General features: G+C 67.7%; 20 protein-coding genes. 18 read left to right on the top strand and 2 right to left on the bottom strand.

Annotation, left to right across the window (positions count from 1 at the left end):
• Window positions 1-390 precede the first annotated feature (390 nt).
• The 4 genes from N536_RS0101025 to lysE all read left to right on the top strand — a co-directional run bounded on the left by N536_RS0101025 (window position 391) and on the right by lysE (window position 3,468).
• On the top strand, window positions 391-678 hold the full coding sequence (locus N536_RS0101025; RefSeq protein ID WP_155948366.1) for a hypothetical protein: 288 nt from the start codon (window positions 391-393) through the stop codon (window positions 676-678).
• A gap of 65 nt (window positions 679-743) precedes the next feature.
• On the top strand, window positions 744-1,985 hold the full coding sequence (locus tag N536_RS37020) for an oxygenase MpaB family protein (RefSeq protein ID WP_051574132.1): 1,242 nt from the start codon (window positions 744-746) through the stop codon (window positions 1,983-1,985).
• 90 nt (window positions 1,986-2,075) lie between these two features.
• Window positions 2,076-2,717, top strand: coding sequence for a TetR/AcrR family transcriptional regulator (locus N536_RS0101015; protein ID WP_197040038.1), 642 nt, complete (start codon window positions 2,076-2,078; stop codon window positions 2,715-2,717).
• Between the two features lie 151 nt (window positions 2,718-2,868).
• Complete coding sequence (lysE, locus tag N536_RS0101010; RefSeq protein ID WP_029111904.1) at window positions 2,869-3,468, top strand: L-lysine exporter; 600 nt, start codon at window positions 2,869-2,871, stop codon at window positions 3,466-3,468.
• A 5-nt stretch (window positions 3,469-3,473) separates the two neighbouring features.
• On the opposite strand, the gene N536_RS37015 is transcribed toward lysE, so the two are convergent.
• The gene (locus tag N536_RS37015; protein WP_155948365.1) at window positions 3,474-3,719 is read right to left on the bottom strand and encodes a hypothetical protein; all 246 of its coding nucleotides are present in this window, start codon (window positions 3,717-3,719) and stop codon (window positions 3,474-3,476) included.
• 54 nt (window positions 3,720-3,773) lie between these two features.
• Here N536_RS37015 and N536_RS0101000 point away from each other — a divergent pair, with 54 nt between their 5' ends.
• The 10 genes from N536_RS0101000 (at window position 3,774) to N536_RS0100955 (ending at window position 13,159) form a co-directional block, all read left to right on the top strand.
• On the top strand, window positions 3,774-4,568 hold the full coding sequence (locus N536_RS0101000) for an SDR family oxidoreductase (RefSeq protein ID WP_029111903.1): 795 nt from the start codon (window positions 3,774-3,776) through the stop codon (window positions 4,566-4,568).
• Between the two features lie 81 nt (window positions 4,569-4,649).
• Entirely contained in the window at window positions 4,650-5,738 is a 1,089-nt protein-coding gene (locus tag N536_RS0100995) for an AMP-binding protein (protein ID WP_029111902.1), read from the top strand.
• Window positions 5,739-5,746: 8 nt separating this feature from the next.
• Entirely contained in the window at window positions 5,747-7,126 is a 1,380-nt protein-coding gene (locus N536_RS0100990) for an aldehyde dehydrogenase family protein (protein ID WP_029111901.1), read from the top strand.
• A 106-nt stretch (window positions 7,127-7,232) separates the two neighbouring features.
• Window positions 7,233-8,225 carry a hypothetical protein gene (locus N536_RS0100985; RefSeq protein ID WP_036434925.1) on the top strand — a complete coding sequence of 331 codons (993 nt, stop codon included), beginning with the start codon at window positions 7,233-7,235 and terminating at the stop codon, window positions 8,223-8,225.
• 109 nt (window positions 8,226-8,334) lie between these two features.
• Window positions 8,335-8,985 carry a hypothetical protein gene (locus N536_RS0100980; RefSeq protein ID WP_029111899.1) on the top strand — a complete coding sequence of 217 codons (651 nt, stop codon included), beginning with the start codon at window positions 8,335-8,337 and terminating at the stop codon, window positions 8,983-8,985.
• Window positions 8,986-9,239: 254 nt separating this feature from the next.
• A complete protein-coding gene (locus N536_RS0100975) occupies window positions 9,240-10,220 on the top strand; it encodes an ABC transporter substrate-binding protein (protein ID WP_029111898.1) in 981 nt (326 codons plus the stop codon).
• Between the two features lie 12 nt (window positions 10,221-10,232).
• A complete protein-coding gene (locus N536_RS0100970) occupies window positions 10,233-10,922 on the top strand; it encodes a queuosine precursor transporter (protein WP_029111897.1) in 690 nt (229 codons plus the stop codon).
• A 74-nt stretch (window positions 10,923-10,996) separates the two neighbouring features.
• Window positions 10,997-11,656 carry an allophanate hydrolase subunit 1 gene (locus N536_RS0100965; RefSeq protein WP_029111896.1) on the top strand — a complete coding sequence of 220 codons (660 nt, stop codon included), beginning with the start codon at window positions 10,997-10,999 and terminating at the stop codon, window positions 11,654-11,656.
• Window positions 11,657-11,666: 10 nt separating this feature from the next.
• Window positions 11,667-12,554 carry a 5-oxoprolinase/urea amidolyase family protein gene (locus N536_RS0100960; RefSeq protein ID WP_029111895.1) on the top strand — a complete coding sequence of 296 codons (888 nt, stop codon included), beginning with the start codon at window positions 11,667-11,669 and terminating at the stop codon, window positions 12,552-12,554.
• 38 nt (window positions 12,555-12,592) lie between these two features.
• Window positions 12,593-13,159 carry a GNAT family N-acetyltransferase gene (locus N536_RS0100955; protein WP_029111894.1) on the top strand — a complete coding sequence of 189 codons (567 nt, stop codon included), beginning with the start codon at window positions 12,593-12,595 and terminating at the stop codon, window positions 13,157-13,159.
• A gap of 9 nt (window positions 13,160-13,168) precedes the next feature.
• Here the strand turns inward: N536_RS0100955 and N536_RS0100950 are convergent, their stop codons facing one another.
• Window positions 13,169-13,747 (bottom strand): hypothetical protein, encoded by a 579-nt coding sequence (locus N536_RS0100950; protein WP_051574131.1) that lies wholly within the window; start codon window positions 13,745-13,747, stop codon window positions 13,169-13,171.
• Window positions 13,748-13,765: 18 nt separating this feature from the next.
• On the opposite strand from N536_RS0100950, the gene N536_RS0100945 reads away from it, so the two are divergent.
• From N536_RS0100945 to N536_RS37010, 4 genes are all read left to right on the top strand, one after another.
• Entirely contained in the window at window positions 13,766-14,536 is a 771-nt protein-coding gene (locus N536_RS0100945) for an endonuclease/exonuclease/phosphatase family protein (RefSeq protein WP_029111892.1), read from the top strand.
• Between the two features lie 139 nt (window positions 14,537-14,675).
• Entirely contained in the window at window positions 14,676-15,821 is a 1,146-nt protein-coding gene (locus N536_RS0100940) for a uroporphyrinogen-III synthase (RefSeq protein ID WP_029111891.1), read from the top strand.
• Window positions 15,818-16,498 carry a sirohydrochlorin chelatase gene (locus N536_RS0100935; RefSeq protein ID WP_029111890.1) on the top strand — a complete coding sequence of 227 codons (681 nt, stop codon included), beginning with the start codon at window positions 15,818-15,820 and terminating at the stop codon, window positions 16,496-16,498. Before N536_RS0100940 ends, N536_RS0100935 begins: the two co-directional genes overlap by 4 nt.
• A 13-nt stretch (window positions 16,499-16,511) precedes the next feature.
• A complete protein-coding gene (locus N536_RS37010; RefSeq protein ID WP_051574130.1) occupies window positions 16,512-17,396 on the top strand; it encodes a hypothetical protein in 885 nt (294 codons plus the stop codon).
• Window positions 17,397-17,602 lie beyond the last annotated feature (206 nt).

Here is a 17,602-nt window from a genome sequence, read left to right as displayed (position 1 = left end):
AGCGATCGATCCGCTTCATCGAGGACGGGCATGCCGGCAACTATTACATGCGACTTGCGCGCAAGCAACGAGACGTACGTTGCGGTAGGTGATAGGCAGCGGGTGGGCGCACAGTGCGGACCAACAAGCTCTATGCAGTTCATCGCCTTGGACGGCCGATCGGTCCACTCGGCGAGCATCCTTTGCGCTCCAGGTCTAGATGACGTACCTTGCTTACAAGCAAGCAAGTCGGCCTTTGAAGGTCTGCCGCTTGAGTGAGTAACCCTTCGTGGGTTCGGCAACCGCAGCTACAGGCCGAAAGGAGACGCCGGAAGTGGCAAGGATGGTTTTCGTCAACGGCGTCGGTATGACGGGGCGGCTGCGCTACCAGGTACAGCGGGTGCCGGAGACATGAACCACGGTGAGATACGTTCGCGTCTGCGCTCGGTTCTAAACGGCCGCCCCGACATGACAAACCAAGTCCAGGCAGAACATTCGGAGCTCCAGACCGCTCGCGGCTATCAGGGTGCGCTGTTCGAGGAGGCCGCCGAGCTGGCGCTGCAGCTGTCGGGGGACGACGGCATTGCAGACGCGCGAATGGTGGTCTGGGCCTTCGCTATTCGTTGCAATGCCATCGATATTCAGTTGGACGCGCCCGGCGAACACCACTTCGGTCTGCCCCGCGACCGACATGCCTAGTCAGCTCGTCGTGCCGGTCAACGAGCGTCGTGATCTTCCGCGCCACCCACGAAAGGATTCTCGCTATGCCGCAGGCTGCCCCGCCCACCGCCTTCTCCTACTTCCGCAACATTGACACCGATCGCGGTCGCAAGCTCAAACGACGTCTGGAACACATCGCGGGCGCCGACATGTCCCTCCCCGAGAACGTCATCCACGGGTACGGGGCCGCGATGAACGAGGGTGACGTGCTGTCGGACGCGTACATCAACGCCGCGTTCTCCGGGCCGGATCGCAAGCGGGCGCGCGAATTCGTCGAGCAAGCGCTCAACGACGGGATCGACAGCGTGACCGACGCACCCGTGGAGCTGGCGGCTCTGTTCAAGGACTTGGACACTGAACCCGACTGGCTCGACTGGGATCTCGTGGAGCACGGGGCGGAAGTGTTCCGCCGCTACGGCCACGGGCTTTACGAGTTCTTCGGCATGATCACGTTCAACGGCTACCGCACGCCGACCGTCGCCAAGCCACTGATCCTCACCGGCGCCTATACCGGCGGAAGCGCCTTCGGCCGATTTCTGGAAACCAGTCGGTTTTGTGTCGACGTCTCCGAGCCCGGGGCGCTTCGCGCTGGCGGCATCGGCCGCCGCTCGGCGGTCATGGTCCGCATTCTGCATTCCATCATCCGCCGCACCCTGTTGCCGCATCCCGAATGGGACAGCGCGTGGCTGGGCATGCCGCTGAGCCAGGCTGACTCGTTCTCGACCTTGCTGGCGAGCTCGTTCGTTCCGGGACAGACGCTGAAACTGCTCGGCTACCGCCCCACCGACCACGACATCCTCGCGATGATGCACCAATGGCGGTACATCGGTCATCTCATGGGTGTCCAACCGGCCTGGTATCCGGAAACCGTGGCGGACGGTTTCCGGGCGCAGTTGCTCATCCTGTTGTCCGCCGACAAAGAGGACAGCGCGGACTTCCGTCACCTCACCCAGTCATTCATGAGCAACTACCAGCCCAAGCAGGACTCACACGGACTACGCCGACTGGCTGGTGAGCTGAACTACCGGGTGAAGTTGGGGCTGGCCGCGTACTACGTTCCCACCGACACCTATCGGGCCGCCGGCCTTCCCGACCCAGGTCTGTGGCGCTACATCCCGTTGGCCAGCTTCGTGCCGAACTACCTCCGCGAGACCGCGCGGCGGCGGATTCCCGGCGTCGCCGGGTTGATCGATCGCCGCCGGCGAGCCGCCCGTGAGCGGTGGCTGCACGAGCACCTCGACGGCGGTGAAGCGAAGTTCGCGCCCGTGGAAAAACTCACCCGATGACTTCTTCGACCGCGGACGTCGTACAGTAGCTTCGCCTACTTGCGGGCAAGCAGTTTGTCGCGTCTCACCCGAAGCCGGAAGGGTATGCCAGTGTTCGTGGCCGATGCTCGAGAAGAGCGGCGCCGTCGCGGCACGAAAGCGGTCGCCCCGTCCGTTGACCCGGGCGACAAGCGCGAACAGATCTTGCAGGCTGCGCAGAAGTTGTTCGCGGAGCAAGGATTTCGTGAAACCAATCTGAATGACGTCGCCGAGCAGCTGGGTTTTCGTCGTCAGGCCGTGTATCACTACTTCAAGTCCAAAGACGACATTCTCTACGAGTTGATCTGGCGTGCCGGCCAGGCGGTCAAGGAAGGCTCGGACGCGATGTTCGGCGCCGATTTGGCGCCCGACGTCTCCCTGCCCGAGGTCATTCGCAACCACGTCCGCCAACTCTTGTCCAACGTCGATGTCTTCCGTATTCAATTCGCCGAGCTGGGCAAGCTCAGCGGGCCGCGCGCTGATCAGTTGCGTGCCGAGCAGACCGACTACATTCGGAGGGTCGCCGATATCCTCTCGGCCGGCCAGAAAGCCGGCTTGTTCCGGGAAGTTCCGGTGATCCCTCACGCGCTGCTGATCATTGGCATGTGCAGTTGGACGACGGAGTGGTACAGCGAAGCCCGGTCGCAGCTGACCATCGACGAGGTTGCCGAGTACGCGGTGCAGCTCACGATGTCCGGAATCGCCAAGCGCTAGGCGGCATTATTCAACCTCCTACCCTTGTCCTGGCTGCGGTCATCGTTGCGTTGGTGAACGATGTATGCCCCGAAGGTCGCATTAGCGATACTTAACAGACATCAGAATCATTAGCTGTACTGCGGCTCTGCCCACCCATAGCGTCGAACCCATGAACTCGCCCCTCCTCGTCGGATTCCTCGCGTCCTTCACCCTGATCGCCGCCATCGGCGCGCAGAACGCCTTCGTCCTGCGCCAGGGCATCCGCCGCGAGCACGTCCTACCCGTGGTGGCCATGTGCACGCTCTCCGACATCGTGCTGATCTCGGCAGGCATCTTCGGTTTCGGAGCGCTGGTAGCCGCGCATCCCAGCGCGATCGACGTCGCGAAGTTCGGCGGCGCCGCGTTCCTCGTGGGCTACGGCCTACTGGCGGCGCGACGCGCATGGCGGCCGTCGTCCCTGAATCCGTCGGATGCCGCGCCGACACGGCTGGGCGCGGTACTCCTGACGGGCGCAGCACTGACCTTCCTCAACCCACACGTCTACCTCGACACCGTCGTGCTGCTCGGCGCCCTGGCCAACCAGCAGCAGGGTGGCCGCTGGCTGTTCGGCGTCGGTGCGGTGACGGCCAGCGCGGTGTGGTTCGTCGGCCTCGGGTTCGGTGCTCGACGGCTGGCCGGGCTGTTCGCCACGCCACTGACCTGGCGGATCCTCGACGGCGTCATCGCCGTCACGATGATCGGCCTCGGGGCCTCGCTGGCGGTGACCTAGACCCCCTACGGCCCGAGAATGACAGACACCCCGCCGCCGTAGCAGAGGTATCCGCAGCCGTACCCGAACGCATACGGGTAGGCGGGCCTGGCCGGCGGCCTGGCGTGCGTGCCCCGGATGTCACCCTGCGCGCAGACGGTCGTTGCGCTCGAGTTGTTGCAGTCGGCGAGGGCCGCGGGCGCGGTCATCAATCCGGCCCATCCGAGGACGGCTAGAAGACCTGGTAGCGCTAGGCGCACGAGAATTCCCATGACCACTCCTTCGGTGCCCCTCAAGCATGCACCCGCACGAGACATCATGACCCCATGAACAACGAGAAGTCGGTCTTCATTACCGGCGCCGCCGCGGGAATCGGGCGGGCGACCGCGCTGACCTTCGCCAGGAACGGCTACACCGTGGGGGCATACGACATCGACGAGGTCGGCCTGAAGTCGTTGGCGGCGGAATCGGAGCAGCTCGGAAGGGTAATTACCGGTCATCTCGACGTCACCGACGCCGACGAGATGGCGCAGCGCGTCGCCGAGTTCGTGGAGGCCGCCGGCGGTCGGTTGGACGTGATGATCAACAACGCGGGCATCCTGCTCGCCGGGCGCTTCGAGGACATCGCGGTCACGGCGCACCACAAGGAGATCGACATCAACGCGAAGGGCGTCGTCAACGGCCTGCACGCCGCGTTCCCCTACCTGAAGTCCACGCCCCGCTCCGTGGTGGTGAACCTGTCGTCCGCGTCGGCGATCTACGGACAGGCCGAGCTCGCGAACTACAGCGCGACGAAGTTCTTCGTGCGGGCCATCACCGAGGCGCTTGACATCGAGTGGAACAGGTACGGCATCCGCGTCGTCGCGATGTGGCCGTTGTACGTGCAGACCGCGATGACCGATGACATCAAGACCGGGACGACGGACTCGCTGGGCATCCGCCTGACCGCGCAGGACGTCGCCGACGACATCTTCAAGGCCGTCGACCCGTCGCGGCCGCGCCGGCTGCTGCACCAGGTGCACTTCCCGGTCGGTACGCAAGCCAAGGCCATGGCGACGGCCGCCAGGTTCTCCCCGGCGTGGCTGACCCGGTTGGCGAACAAGCGACTCGCCCACTCCTGACACTGGCAGTTCGCCGAGTAGCAACCCAACGTTCAACGGCGCCAACCGCTTACGCCCCGCCGGCTGCGGGACCATGAACACGTGGCCGACTTCTCGCTGCTCGACGTACCCCGCGAGACGCCGCCCGCCGATGCGGACGCCTTCCTGCGCGCGGCGATCGCGTGGCACTTCGGCGCCGACACCGGGTCGCCGTTCTGGTTGCGTGCCGCAAAGGACCTCGGCTTCGACCCCGTGACCGACGTCCGCACGTTCGACGATCTGCGGCTGTTCCCGAACCTGACTGACCAATTGCGAAGCGTGCCAGTCGAAGACCTCGTCCCCCGCGGCTACGGATCGCCGCTGCCGATGCCGCGGATCTACGAATCCGGCGGCACGACAGGTGCCCCTAAGCGCACGGCGCAACTGCCCGACTGGCTCGAACAGGTCACCCGCTGGCAAGTCGAGGACTTCACCGCCGGCGGCTTCGTACCGGGCCACGGCCTGCTGTGCATGATGCCCAGTGGTCCGCACGGTGTCGGCCACTTCGACCGCGAGGTCGCCGAGCGGCTGGGCTCGACCTTCCACCCGATCGACCTCGATCCGCGCTGGGTCAAGAAGCTCACCGCCCGCGGCGCGACTACCGAGGTGGACGCCTACGTCGATCACCTCCTCGAGCAGGCACGCTTCATCCTCGAAACCCAGTTGGTCGCCAACCTGCACACGACCCCTCCGCTCTTGGAGGCAATGGCCCGCGACGACCACGTGGTCGCGCTTGTCAACGAGCGGATCCGATACGTGTTGCTCAGCGGCGCGCACGTCGACCTGGATACGCTCGACGTGCTCCGTGACGTGTTCCCGGACACCACCTTTGGCACCGTGTTCGGCAGCACGATGATCCTGTCGCAGGCCGCCACCCGCGTCACCGACGACCAGTCCTTCGTCTTCGACCCGAGAACTCCGTACGTGGTGTTCTGGGTGATCGACCCGGCCACGGGCGCTCGGGTGCCGTACGGCGAGCGCGGCCAGGTCGTGATGAACCACGTCAGCAAGGGCATGTTCGTTCCGAACAATCTGGAGCGCGACACCGCGATTCGGGTACCGGGACCCGCCGGGCACGTCGGAGACTCGATCAGCGACGTCGCACCGGTCGCGGTGTTCGGCGGCGAGCCCGTCATCGAGGGCGTGTACTGATCGTGGACATCGTCGCGCTCGACGCCCTCGGTCCCGATGGCGAATACCGCACGCGCAAACGCGAACTCATCCGTGACACGGCGGGAACTCCGGTCGCCGAGATGAGCCTGGTGCCGCGACTCTTCGTCACCCGCGCGATCGGTGCGCAACGCATGGTGCCACCGCTGCCGCTGCCCGAACGAGAGGGGCGGTTGGCCGACGCCGCCGGCATCTTCGTCACGTCGTCGATCGCCGGCCTGACCCTCGACGACTTCGTCGCACTCACGTGCCGGGTGTCGGGGCTGCCGATGGCCGTGGCCCGGGCTGGCGCCCAGGTGGTCGCGGACTCCCTGGCCACCACGTTCGACGCAGTCCGGCCGGCCCGCCCGACCGGCGCCGCCCTGGACTGGCGGCAGCTACCCAGCCGGATCGGTGGCGCGGTGTGGGCGCGGCGCGGCGAGGTGCTGGCCGTCCACGCCCCCGGCAATGCCCCCGGTGTGCACGGCCTGTGGCCGCAGGCCCTCGCCCTGGGTTATCGGGTGGCCGTTCGGCCGTCACGTCGTGAGCCGTTCACCGCCCACCGGCTCGTCATGGCGTTGCGCGAAGCGGGATTTCGCGACGAAGACGCGTTGTTCCTGCCCACCGACCACGACACCGCCGACGAACTCGTCCGCGCCGCAGACCTCGCCCTGGTGTACGGCGGGCAGGACGTGGCCGACCGCTACGCCGACGATCCGACGGTGCTGATCAATGGGCCGGGCCGCACGAAGATCCTGATCACCGCCGAGCAGGACTGGCGCGAACACCTCGACGTGATCATCGACTCGGTCGCCGCGTTGGGCGGCATGGCCTGCGTCAACGCCACCGCCGTGCTCTACGAGGGCGACGCCGAACCGCTCGCCCACGCGATCGCCGAACGGCTGTCGGCGCAGACACCGCTACCCCACACCGACGAAAAGGCGGTCCTTCCAACCACTCCCGTGCCGACCGCCCAGGCACTTGCGAAATATCTCGCCGAGACGGCTGGTGGGTCGGTGCCGGTGCTCGGGGCCGACCAGGTGGTCGCCGACCTCGGCGACGGCTACGCCGCACTGCGCCCGGCCGTGCACCTGCTGCGACGGCCCGACCCGCACGTCATCAACGTCGAACTGCCGTTTCCCTGCGTCTGGGTGTCGAGCTGGGTACGCGATGACGGCCTGGTCCCGCTGCGAAACTCTCTGGTGGTCAACGCAATCACCATCGACGACGACATCGTGGAGCGACTGCTTGCCGAGCCGACCGTCACCAACGTCTTCCGCGGTCCGATCCCCACTCACCATGCGGCGCCGCACATTCCGCACGACGGCTACCTTGCGGACTTCCTGATGCGCACCAAGGGCTTCATCCAGGCCGGCGGCGCCACGGAGTGACCTGGGCCACGCCGGCGTCGGTTTAGCTTCCCGCCGCAGCCGGGTAGCCGAACCACTGGTGCAGCCCGCGCCGACAAAATCCGCACAGCCGAAACGGGGAAACACCATGACCAAAACACAGACGACCAAAACACAGACGACCAAGACACAGACGACGACGCTGGTCGCGCAGTTGCGCGCCGCTCTCGAACTGACCAACACCGAGATCCAGGTTGCGCAGACCCGCATTGCGCAGGCCAGGACGGACGCCGTCCGCCGTGAACTCACTGAGAACGCTGCCAACGCCCGCGAGCGCGCGGAGGCCATCGAGTCGGCCATCCGCCAGCTGGGCGGGCTTCCCGACGTGATCGGGCCGTTCATCGGCCGGGCCGCGGCGGCAGTGAAGGCACTGACCGAGCAGGCTCAGCCGTTCGACGAGGCGCTGCTCGGGGACCTGGCGCTCGAACACCAACTCCTCGACCGTGCCCGCTACATCAAGGCTCTCGCCGTTTCCGCCGGTGAGGGCGACGTCGAGAAGCTCGCGACCCGGTTGATCGACGCGCACTCGGCGACCGTGACCTGGTTGACGACCGTGCTGGCCGAGGACGCGCTCGGCGGTCCGGCCGCACTGCGACGCACGCCGCTGCAGGCAGCGGCAGGAACCGCGATCAAGCTGGTCAACGTGCCGGCGTCGTGGTCCGCACGTCGAATCGACCGGGCCGTCGACACGGTCCGCTCGGCGCCGCCGGCGCTCAGCGAGCTGCTCAGCCGCGGCGCGCATGCCGGCGAAGTGGCCGTCAAGACGCTCACGTCGTCACGAGACGCCGCGTTGGAGGCGGCCGAGGCGACGTCGCGGGACCAGGGCGCGAATGACGCCGCCGACGCTATCCACTCCGTGCGTAGCGGTACCGGTGTTCTGAACGTCACCGAGCTCCCGATCGCCGACTACGACGACCTGAACGTCTCCGAAGCGGTCGCGGCGGTCAAGGAACTCGCCGCTCCTGCCGACGTCCGCGCGATCATCGCGTACGAGGAGGCCCACAAGAACCGCCACGGCATCGTGTCCGCCGCTCAAACCCGCATTGCGGCCATTGCGCAGGAAGTCGTCGGCGTCAGCTGATATCGCAACACGGGGTTCACGCGCGCTTGATCGGCTCGCCAACTGCGAGTCGATCAAGCCGTGTGAACTGGCCGGGTTCTGAACGACGCGATCGCAACGGAGGAACCTGATGCCAGACCAAGAGACCATCGTCGAAGAAGCCGACGCAGCCGCGGAGGTCATCGAGCTCGAGCCGACCGACATGACCGCAGAGGTCGTCCGCACCGAGGACGACTCGGACGAGCCCGAATCGACGCGCGGCATCGTCATCCGCCACGTTCTGGAACGGCAGCTCGTCGCCGGCCAGGGCTTGAGCACACAACTGGTCGACGCCGCCACCGACGTATCCGTCGCCGTCGCGCACGCTCCGGCCACGGTCATCAGCGAGATTCGCGGCGGCGCAACGCTGCCCACGGCGTTCACGCGCACGGGGACCTCGGTTCGCGACGTCGTGACCGAGGCTGGCGGCCGGGTGCGCACCGCGGTCGGTGAATACGTCGGCCAGCAGGCCACGCTGCCGAATGCCGTCGTCGTCGGCGCCGCCGATGTCGCTGAGACCGTCGCGCGCGCTCAGGGCGCCGTGACGGCCTCGGCGTTCAACGCGGCATTCGCGGTCGCGACGGTCGCCACGCAGGGCGGCGACGTGCGCGACACCTTCGGCCGGGAACGCCGCGACGTCGGTGCCGTGGCGAAAGAGGCCCGCGAGCGCGTCGGCGAGGCCGTGAGCCGCGCCCGCGAGGAGATCCGGAGCGGCATCAAGGACGTCGACGACGAGGTCTGACCGCCGAAACCTCGACTGCCACAGGCGTCCCGGGGCGCAAGTGGGATTCCGATTGCCCACCTTTGCGCGACTTTTTCGTGATTGGCGTCCGCGACCGCGAAAAAGTCGCGCGGAGGTGGGCAATCTCGGTGGTGACCCGGGCGGGTGACCGCGGCGACTCCAGTGTCTCCAGCGTCCAGAGGGGCTGCCGTGACTCGGCCTCGCCCCGGTCTTGTTCGGCAGCTTCACCATCGGTTAGCGGTTACGCTCGCCGCGTGCGCTCAACGTGGTCCCGGCGAAGTTTCCTGGCGATGACCGCGGGCCTGGCGGTTACGGCCGTGGCCTGCAGTCCGGACAAGCCCGGCGAGGTAGCCAAGGACGGCTCCGTCACCATCAAGCACGCCTTCGGCGAGACGAAGATCGCCGGGCCACCCAAGCGGGTCGTCAGCGCGGGATACACCGATCAGGACGACCTGCTGGCAGTCGGCGTCGTTCCGGTTGCCGTGACGAGCTGGTTCGGCGACCAACCATTCGGCGTATGGCCTTGGGCGCAGCCACAACTCGGCTCCGCGCAGCCCGTGGTGCTGGATCTGTCCAACGGCCTGCAGATCGACCAGATCGCCACACTCAAACCGGATCTCATCGTCGCCACCAACGCCGGCCTGGACGCCGACAGCTACGCCAAACTGTCGGCGATCGCCCCGACCGTCGCGCAATCCGGCCAGAACGCCTTCTTCGAACCCTGGAAGGAGCAGGCCGCCGTCATCGGCCAAGCCGTGTTCAAGGACGCCGAGATGCGCAAGCTCATCTCCGACCTCGACGACAAGTTCGTCAACGCAGGCAAGAACAACCCCTCGTTCACCGGCACGAAGGTCTTCGTGGTGCGCGGCGCGTTGACCGGCGATGCGGCCGAGATCACCGCAGCCGGATGGCGCACCGAGTTCCTCACGCAGATGGGGTTCGTCATCGGGGACGGCATCGCCAGTTACGTCAAGGGCGACCACGCCCTGGTCCCGCGTGACCGAGCGGTGTCGGTGCTGAACCAAGCCGACGTGCTGATCTGGACCACCGAAAGCGACGAGGAGCAGGCGGCACTGCTGGCCGACCCGACGTTCGCGCAGTTGAAGGCGACGAAGACGAATCGCAACGTACTCACCGGCAAGGACCTGGCCGGCGCCATCACGTTCGCCACCGTGCTGTCCTACGCCATGGTGGCCGACCGTCTGCCGCCGATGATCGCCAAGGTCCTCGCCTGACAAGATGACCGGGTGACAGAACTCGACGACACCCGAGAAGAACATGCCAGCTTCGCTCGGGTCGGATCCACCTACTACCCGATCCTCGTCGCGGTCTTCACCGCACTGGTGATCATCTCCAACGTGACTGCCACCAAGGGCGTCGCGTTCGGCCCGATCATCACCGACGGTGGGTTCATCGTCTTTCCGCTGACGTACGTGATCGGCGACGTGCTGTCCGAGGTGTACGGGTTCAAGGCCGCCCGCCGCGCGATCTTCCTTGGCTTCTCGATGAACGTGCTCGCCGCCGCCGCGTTCTGGGTGACGATCTACCTTCCCGCGGCCGACTTCTACGAGAACCAGGCGGCGTTCGAGAACGTCGTGCACGCCTACACGCAGCTGATCGTCGCCGGGCTCGCCGGTTTCATCGTGGGCCAGACGATCAATGCGTGGGTCGTGGTGGCGATCAAGGAGCGCACCAAGGAGAAGCATCTGTGGGCCCGACTGGTCGGCTCGACGTTCGCCGGCCAACTCGGTGACACGCTGGTGTTCTGCACCATCGCGGCAAGCGCCATCGGCATCACCACGTTCAAGGACTTGGCCGTCTACACCGCGTTGGGCTGGTTCTACAAGACCGCCGTCGAAGTGGTGATGTTGCCCATCACCTACCGGGTCATCGCGGCCATCAAGCGCCGCGAACCCACCTATCAACCTGCCGTATGAGCCTTTGCTAAGGCTCCTCTGGCGAGGTACTAAGGCCGCGGATAATGCTCCCTACTCGTGGGTAGCTTATGCACATGACCATGACAGCCGAATTGATGGTTATCGGTTCAGTCCGTGACTACGGTGACCAGGCGCTGCTGCTCGAGTTCGAAAGCACTGCCGAAGTTCTGGCGTGGAACGACGCGCTGCGTGACGCGGACCTGCTCGGCGTCCTCGACGTCGTACCCGCGTCGCGAACCGTGCTGCTCAAGCTCGCCGGTCCCCGCTACCGGGAACCGATCCGGCAGCGGCTCGGCAAACTGCGCATCGACCACGTCGCCGTCGACGAGATCACCGCACCGATCGACCGGCGCGCCGACGTGGAGATCGACGTGGTCTACGACGGCCCAGACCTCGACGAGGTCGCCCGGCTCTCCGGACTCACCCCCGACGAGGTGGTGGCCGCCCACACCTCCACCCCGCTGCGCGTCGGATTCGGTGGCTTCGCACCGGGTTTCGCATACCTCATCGGCGGTGACGAGCGCCTCAACGTCCCGCGTCGGGCCGAGCCGCGGACCCGCGTGCCGGTCGGGGCGGTTGGCTTGGCCGGCGAGTTCAGCGGTATCTATCCGCGGGAATCACCCGGCGGCTGGCAGCTCATCGGGCACACCGACGCCGTGCTCTGGGACCTCGACCGCGACCCACCGGCGCTGCTCACCCCCGGTTTGACCGTCCGCTTCCGGGCGATCGGGTAGGAGGCCAGTCATGAGTCCAACCCTGGAAATCATGCGGACCGGCCCGCTGGCCCTCGTCGAGGACCTCGGCAGGCCGGGCCTGGCGCACATGGGCGTCACCCGTTCGGGTGCCGCCGACCGTCGCGCGCACACGCTGGCCAACCGACTGGTCGCCAACCCCGACGACCGCGCCACCGTCGAGGTGACGTTCGGCGGCTTCTCCGCCAGGGTCCGGGGCGGCGACGTCGCGATCGCCGTGACGGGTGCCGACACCGATCCGTCCGTCAACGGAGTTCCGTTCGGCACCAACAGCATTCACTACGCCCACGACGGACAGGTGATCTCGCTGGGCGCACCGCACTCCGGGCTGCGCAGCTACCTGGCCGTCCGCGGTGGCATCGACGTCGAACCGGTGCTCGGGTCGCGCAGCTACGACGTAATGTCGGCGATCGGCCCGCAGCCCCTGCAACCCGGCGACGTCCTGCACGTCGGCGACCACACCGCCGACTTCCCCGAACTGGAACAGGCGCCGGTCGCCGCCATCGCACAGGGCGGCCTGCTCGAACTGATGGTGGTCCCCGGCCCGCGCGACGACTGGTTCACCGACCCCGACGCGCTGGTGCACACCATCTGGGTCGCGACCGACCGCAGCGACCGGGTGGGCATGCGCCTGGAGGGCAGGCCGCTGCAGCACCGGTGGCCCGACCGCCAGCTGCCCAGCGAGGGCGCCACCCGCGGCGCAATCCAGGTGCCGCCGAACGGGTTACCGGTGATCCTTGGCCCCGATCATCCGGTGACGGGCGGATATCCCGTCATCGGCGTGGTGGCCGACGAGGACATCGACAAGCTGGCCCAGATCCGACCGGGTCAGTACGTGCGGCTGCACTGGTCGCGGCCACGCCGCCCGATTGTGGAGTGAGCGCGACGCGCATCGGCTCCGCCTGGTAGGAACGACGTGTGCACACCCAGGTCCACACCGCACGCCTGGTTCACACCTCCGATCTCGACGGCGAGACCCGTGAGGGCGCCCGCCGGATGGTCATCGACGCGTTCGGCGGCAGCGAGTTCGACTTCACCGACGCCGATTGGGAGCACGCTCTCGGCGGCATGCACGCCCTGATCTGCTATCACGGCGCATTGGTGGCGCACGGCGCGGTGGTGCAGCGCAGGATGATCTACGAGGACACCGCGCTGCGGTGCGGCTACCTCGAAGCCGTCGCGGTGCGGGAGGACTGGCGCGGTCAGGGCCTGGCGATCGCCGTGATGGATGCCCTCGAGCAGGTGCTGCGCGGCGCGTACCAAATCGGCGCGCTCAGCTCGACGGAAGCGGGCAGGAACCTGTACGTCTCGCGCGGCTGGTTGCAGTGGCAGGGCACGACGTCGGTGCTGGCGCCGGCGGGCATCACCCCTACCCCCGAGGACGACGAGTCGACGTTCGTCCTGCCGATCGACCTACCGGACGGCATCACCCTCGACACCTCCGCCGAGATCACGTGCGACTGGCGCAACGGCGAGGTGTGGTGACCTCCCGGTTCACGACCGGTCGCTGATCCCCAACCGGTCGGCGAGCACGAGGAAGGCGACGGCGAAGTCGTTGTCGGCCGTGGCCTCACGAAGCCGCGACCAGTCGATCCGCTCACGCACCGCGCGGAACGCCGGCAGAAGCGGCTGGAAGTCGCAGTGATGTTCGTTGAGCGACAACAGCTTCTGCGTCACCACGAACATCGGTGGCAACACCGGCATCGCGATCGCGAGCACGTCGTGCACCTCGGCGGCGTCGAGCATCGCCGCGTCGACCGGCACCCCGTTGTGCCGGTGCAGAACGTCGACGAGCGCGCCGTCCAGATACGCCTTGAACAGCCAGTCCTCGACGGGCCGTTCGATCGTGAACCCGGCGTCGGCGAGGGTGGTCACCGCCAGTTCCACGTCCGACTCCGCGACGGCGAGGTCGACGTCGTGGACGGGCTCGGGCGCACCGTGCACCCACAGCGCGTAGCTGCCGCCGAGAGCGAACCGCGGTCCGTTGGCCTTGAGGGCGGAGGCCGCGCGCCGCAGCGCCTCACGCAGCCCATCAACGGGGTGGAGGTGATCAGGTGCTAGGGCGTCGCTCATCGTGGGTACCTGGTACCCATGCGGATGGCCACGTTCAACATCTTGCACGCCCACAAGGTCGACGACGGCGTCGACATCGACCGTTTCCGCCAGGTAATCGCCGATCTCGACGTCGACCTGCTTGCGCTGCAGGAAGTCGATTGCGACCAGCCCAGGTCGGGGATGGCGGATCTGACGGCCGTCGCCGCCGACGCCATGCAGGCGACCAGTCACCGCTTCGTCGCCGCCATCGCCGGCACCCCGGGCGCCACGTGGATGGCGGCAACGGGAACCGAGGCCCCAGGCACCGGTGGCTACGGCGTCGCGCTGCTCTCGCGCCACCCGGCGACCAGCTGGCAGGTGGTCCGATTGCCGCGGATTCCGACGAGGTTTCCGATGTACCTGCCAGGGCCGAAACGGGTGCTGATCGTCGACGAGGAACCGCGGGCGGCGGTCATCGGTCGCTTCGACACGCCGCTCGGCGTGCTCACGGTGGCCAACACGCATCTGTCGTTCGTGCCGGGCTGGAACCGACGCCAACTCCTGCGGCTGGTCCGCGACCTGCGTGGCCTGCCCGGCCCGCGCGTGTTGACGGGTGACCTGAACATGAACCCGGCGTCGGTGCGCCGCTGGTCGCGGCTGCGCTCACTCGTTTCTGCCCCCACCTTCCCCGCCGATTCGCCGGAGCGTCAGCTGGACTACGTGCTGACCGACGACCCCGGTCTCGTCGCGGTGCGCTCGAGCACACCCACGATGCCCATTTCGGATCACCGGCCGCTCGTCGTGGAGCTGGATCGCGCAGGCCGCTGAGGGTTCGACCGGTAGCTCACACGTCGGTCGCGGTGTGCGTGAGCCGAATTTCACCAATGAGTCATGCCCTCCCAGCCGCGACACGCTTCGGCAATGGCCGGGTAACCGCTCGGAAACATCGGGTGCCTTCACTGGAGGCATGGCTCAGCCCGACTGGGCACCGCTCACCGGCTTCCGTGTGGCGGTGACCTCCGCACGACGCTCCGAAGAACTGAGCGCCCTGCTGCAACGGCGTGGCGCGTCCGTGACCTGCGCCGCGGCGATAGCCATGGTGCCGCTGCCCGACGACGACGAGCTGCACGAGCACACCAAGGCACTGATCGCCGACCCGCCGGACGTGGTGATCGCCACCACCGGCATCGGTCTGCGCGGCTGGATGGCTGCCGCCGACGGCTGGGGGCTGGCCGGCGAGCTGACCAACGCGCTGGGCAAGGCGCGCGTCGTCTCCCGTGGGCCCAAGGCCACCGGTGCGCTGCGCGCGGCCGGGCTGCCCGAGGAGTGGTCGCCAGACTCGGAGTCTTCCCGCGAGGTGGTGCACTACCTGGTCGAAGGTGGCATTCAGGGGTTGCGGATCGCGGTGCAACTGCACGGCGCCACCGACGAATGGGACCCCTTCCCCGAGTTCCTCGACGAGTTGCGGGCGGCGGGCGCCGAGGTGGTCCCCATCCGGGTCTACCGCTGGCATCCCGCGCCGCGCGACGGCGCCTTCGACCAGTTGGTGGCAGGCATCGCGGACCACAAGTTCGACGCCGTCAGTTTCACGTCCGCACCCGCCGTCGCCGCCATGCTGATGCGCGCCGCCGAACTCGGCATCGAGGACGAGGTGCTGTCCGCGCTGCGGACCGACGTGCATGCCATGTGTGTCGGACCGGTGACGGCGCGGCCCCTCGTGCGCCTCGGCGTGCCGACGTCGGCTCCGGAGCGGATGCGGCTCGGCGCGCTGGCCCGCCACATCACCGACGAACTGCCGCTGCTGCAGTCGCGGACCGTGAAGGTGGCCGGTCACGTGCTGGAGATCCGCGGCACCTGCGTGCTGGTCGACGGCGTGGTCAAGGAACTCTCGCCGGCGGCCATGGCGACCATCCGCGCGCTGGCCCACCGGCCGGGCATCGTGGTGTCCCGCCACGACCTCCTCAGCGCACTCCCGGGCTGCGGCACCGACACGCATGCCGTCGAGACCGCCGTGCTGCGCTTGCGAACGGCGTTGGGCGACAAGCAGATCGTCTCGACCGTGGTGAAGCGCGGCTACCGGCTTGCCGTCGACGAGTTCCCGGTGGGCGCGTGAACCCCATCCTCGTCGCGCACGGCACGCGCAAGACGCATGGCGTGACGATGATCGGCGATCTCGCCGACCGCGTCAGCGGCAGTCTCGGCGTCCGGGTGCGCACCGCGTTCGTCGACGTGCTCGGCCCGTCGCCGAGCGACGTGCTGCGCTCGCTGGACGGCCCGGCAGTCGTGGTGCCTGCCTTCCTCGCTGGTGGGTACCACGTGCGCGCCGACATCCCGGCACACGTCGCGGCAAGCGGACATCCCGACGTCGTCGTGACGGACCCGCTGGGGCCGTCGGCACAGGTCGTTCGGGTGATGACGGACCGCATGATCGAGTCCGGCTGGCGGCCTTCGGATTCCGTCGTGATGGCCGCCGCCGGTACGTCCGATCTGGGCGCGCAGCGCGACCTGCGCGTGACCGCGGCACTGCTGTCCGCGGCGATCGGCAAGCGCGTCGAACTGGCCTTCGCCGCCACCGGCGAACCCCGCGTCGCCGACGCCGTCGCCGAACTCCGGGCACGCGGCGCAGGCCGCGTCGTCGTCGCGTCGTACCTGTTGGCGGACGGCCTGTTTCAGGACCGTCTGCGGGCGTCGGGCGCCGACGTGGTGACCGAACCCCTCGGTATTCATCCCGGCATCGTCCGGCTGATCACAAACCGGTTTCGCCGGGCCAGGCTTCCGCTGGCCGCCTGACATACTCGCTGTCGTGGCGAAGGCGCTCGACACCTACCGGTACCTGCGCGGCGGCATCCCGGTCATGCTGGTCATGCTCGGCGTGGCGCTGTCCATCGAACGTGCCAACGCGACGTGCTGGCAGACCTCGATCAGCGCGTACTACTTCACCGCTGCGCGCGGCGTGTTCGTCGGCGCAGTGTGCGCGATTGGCACGTTGCTCATCGTCTACAAGGGCAGCAAGGACACCGAGGACGTCCTGCTCAACCTGGCGGGGATCCTGGCGTTCGTCGTCGCGTTCGTGCCGACCTCCCGGCCGGTGCTGCTGTGCGGCGACGCCCCCGTGGACGCCGGAGCCGTGTCCCGTGGCGCGGTGCTCGGCAACGTGTGGGCGTTGGTCGTCGCACTCGTGGTCGCGCGCGTCGCGTCGTGGTGGATGTACCGCCGCACCGGGACGGGCCGGGATCGCAGTCCGCTCGCCGAGGTCGCGGTGTGGGTGCAGCGGGCCGTGCTGGCGGTCGGCCTCGTCACGCTGATCGTGGTTCCCGACTGGTTCGTCGCCAACGCGCACGGCGTGGCCGCGGTGACGATGTTCGTCGCCTTCATCGGCACCGTGCTGATCAACGCGTTCCTGGCGGGCAGGCAGGACGACGACAAGTGTCCGCATCGGAAGGCGTATCACCGGTTCTACCAAGCGATTTCGCTGGCGATGGTGCTGACCCTGGTCGCGGCGGTGGTGTCGCACCTGGTGCTCAGCGGGTTCAACCACACGGTGCTCGTCGTCGAAGTGGCGTTGATCGTCGAGTTCGGTGCCTACTGGCTGGTGCAGACCGTCGAACTCTGGAACACCGCGACCCGCGACGAACTCGTCGGCGCCGACTGCGGGCCGCGGGAGGAACGGCTCATGCGCGCGCTGTAGGGCGCGATCGACAGTTCGCACCGCCTAGCCCCCTCCGGCACCGGGGATGATGGACAACGGAATTGCCCAGCTATCAGCGACATTTCGAAACGGGCCTCGTGTCGGCTGCGACGTGGCACGCCGCGATGGCCAAAAGTCGCGGATAGCTGGGCAAAAACCTGCCCACCTACCCCAGCGACACCTGAGTTCCCGGCGTGAAGCGGCGC

Source organism: Mycobacterium sp. URHB0044, from assembly GCF_000620625.1.
Taxonomy (GTDB): domain Bacteria; phylum Actinomycetota; class Actinomycetes; order Mycobacteriales; family Mycobacteriaceae; genus Mycobacterium.
Note: the sequence above shows the minus strand (reverse complement) of the source record. Positions and strands in the feature narration are given on the sequence as shown.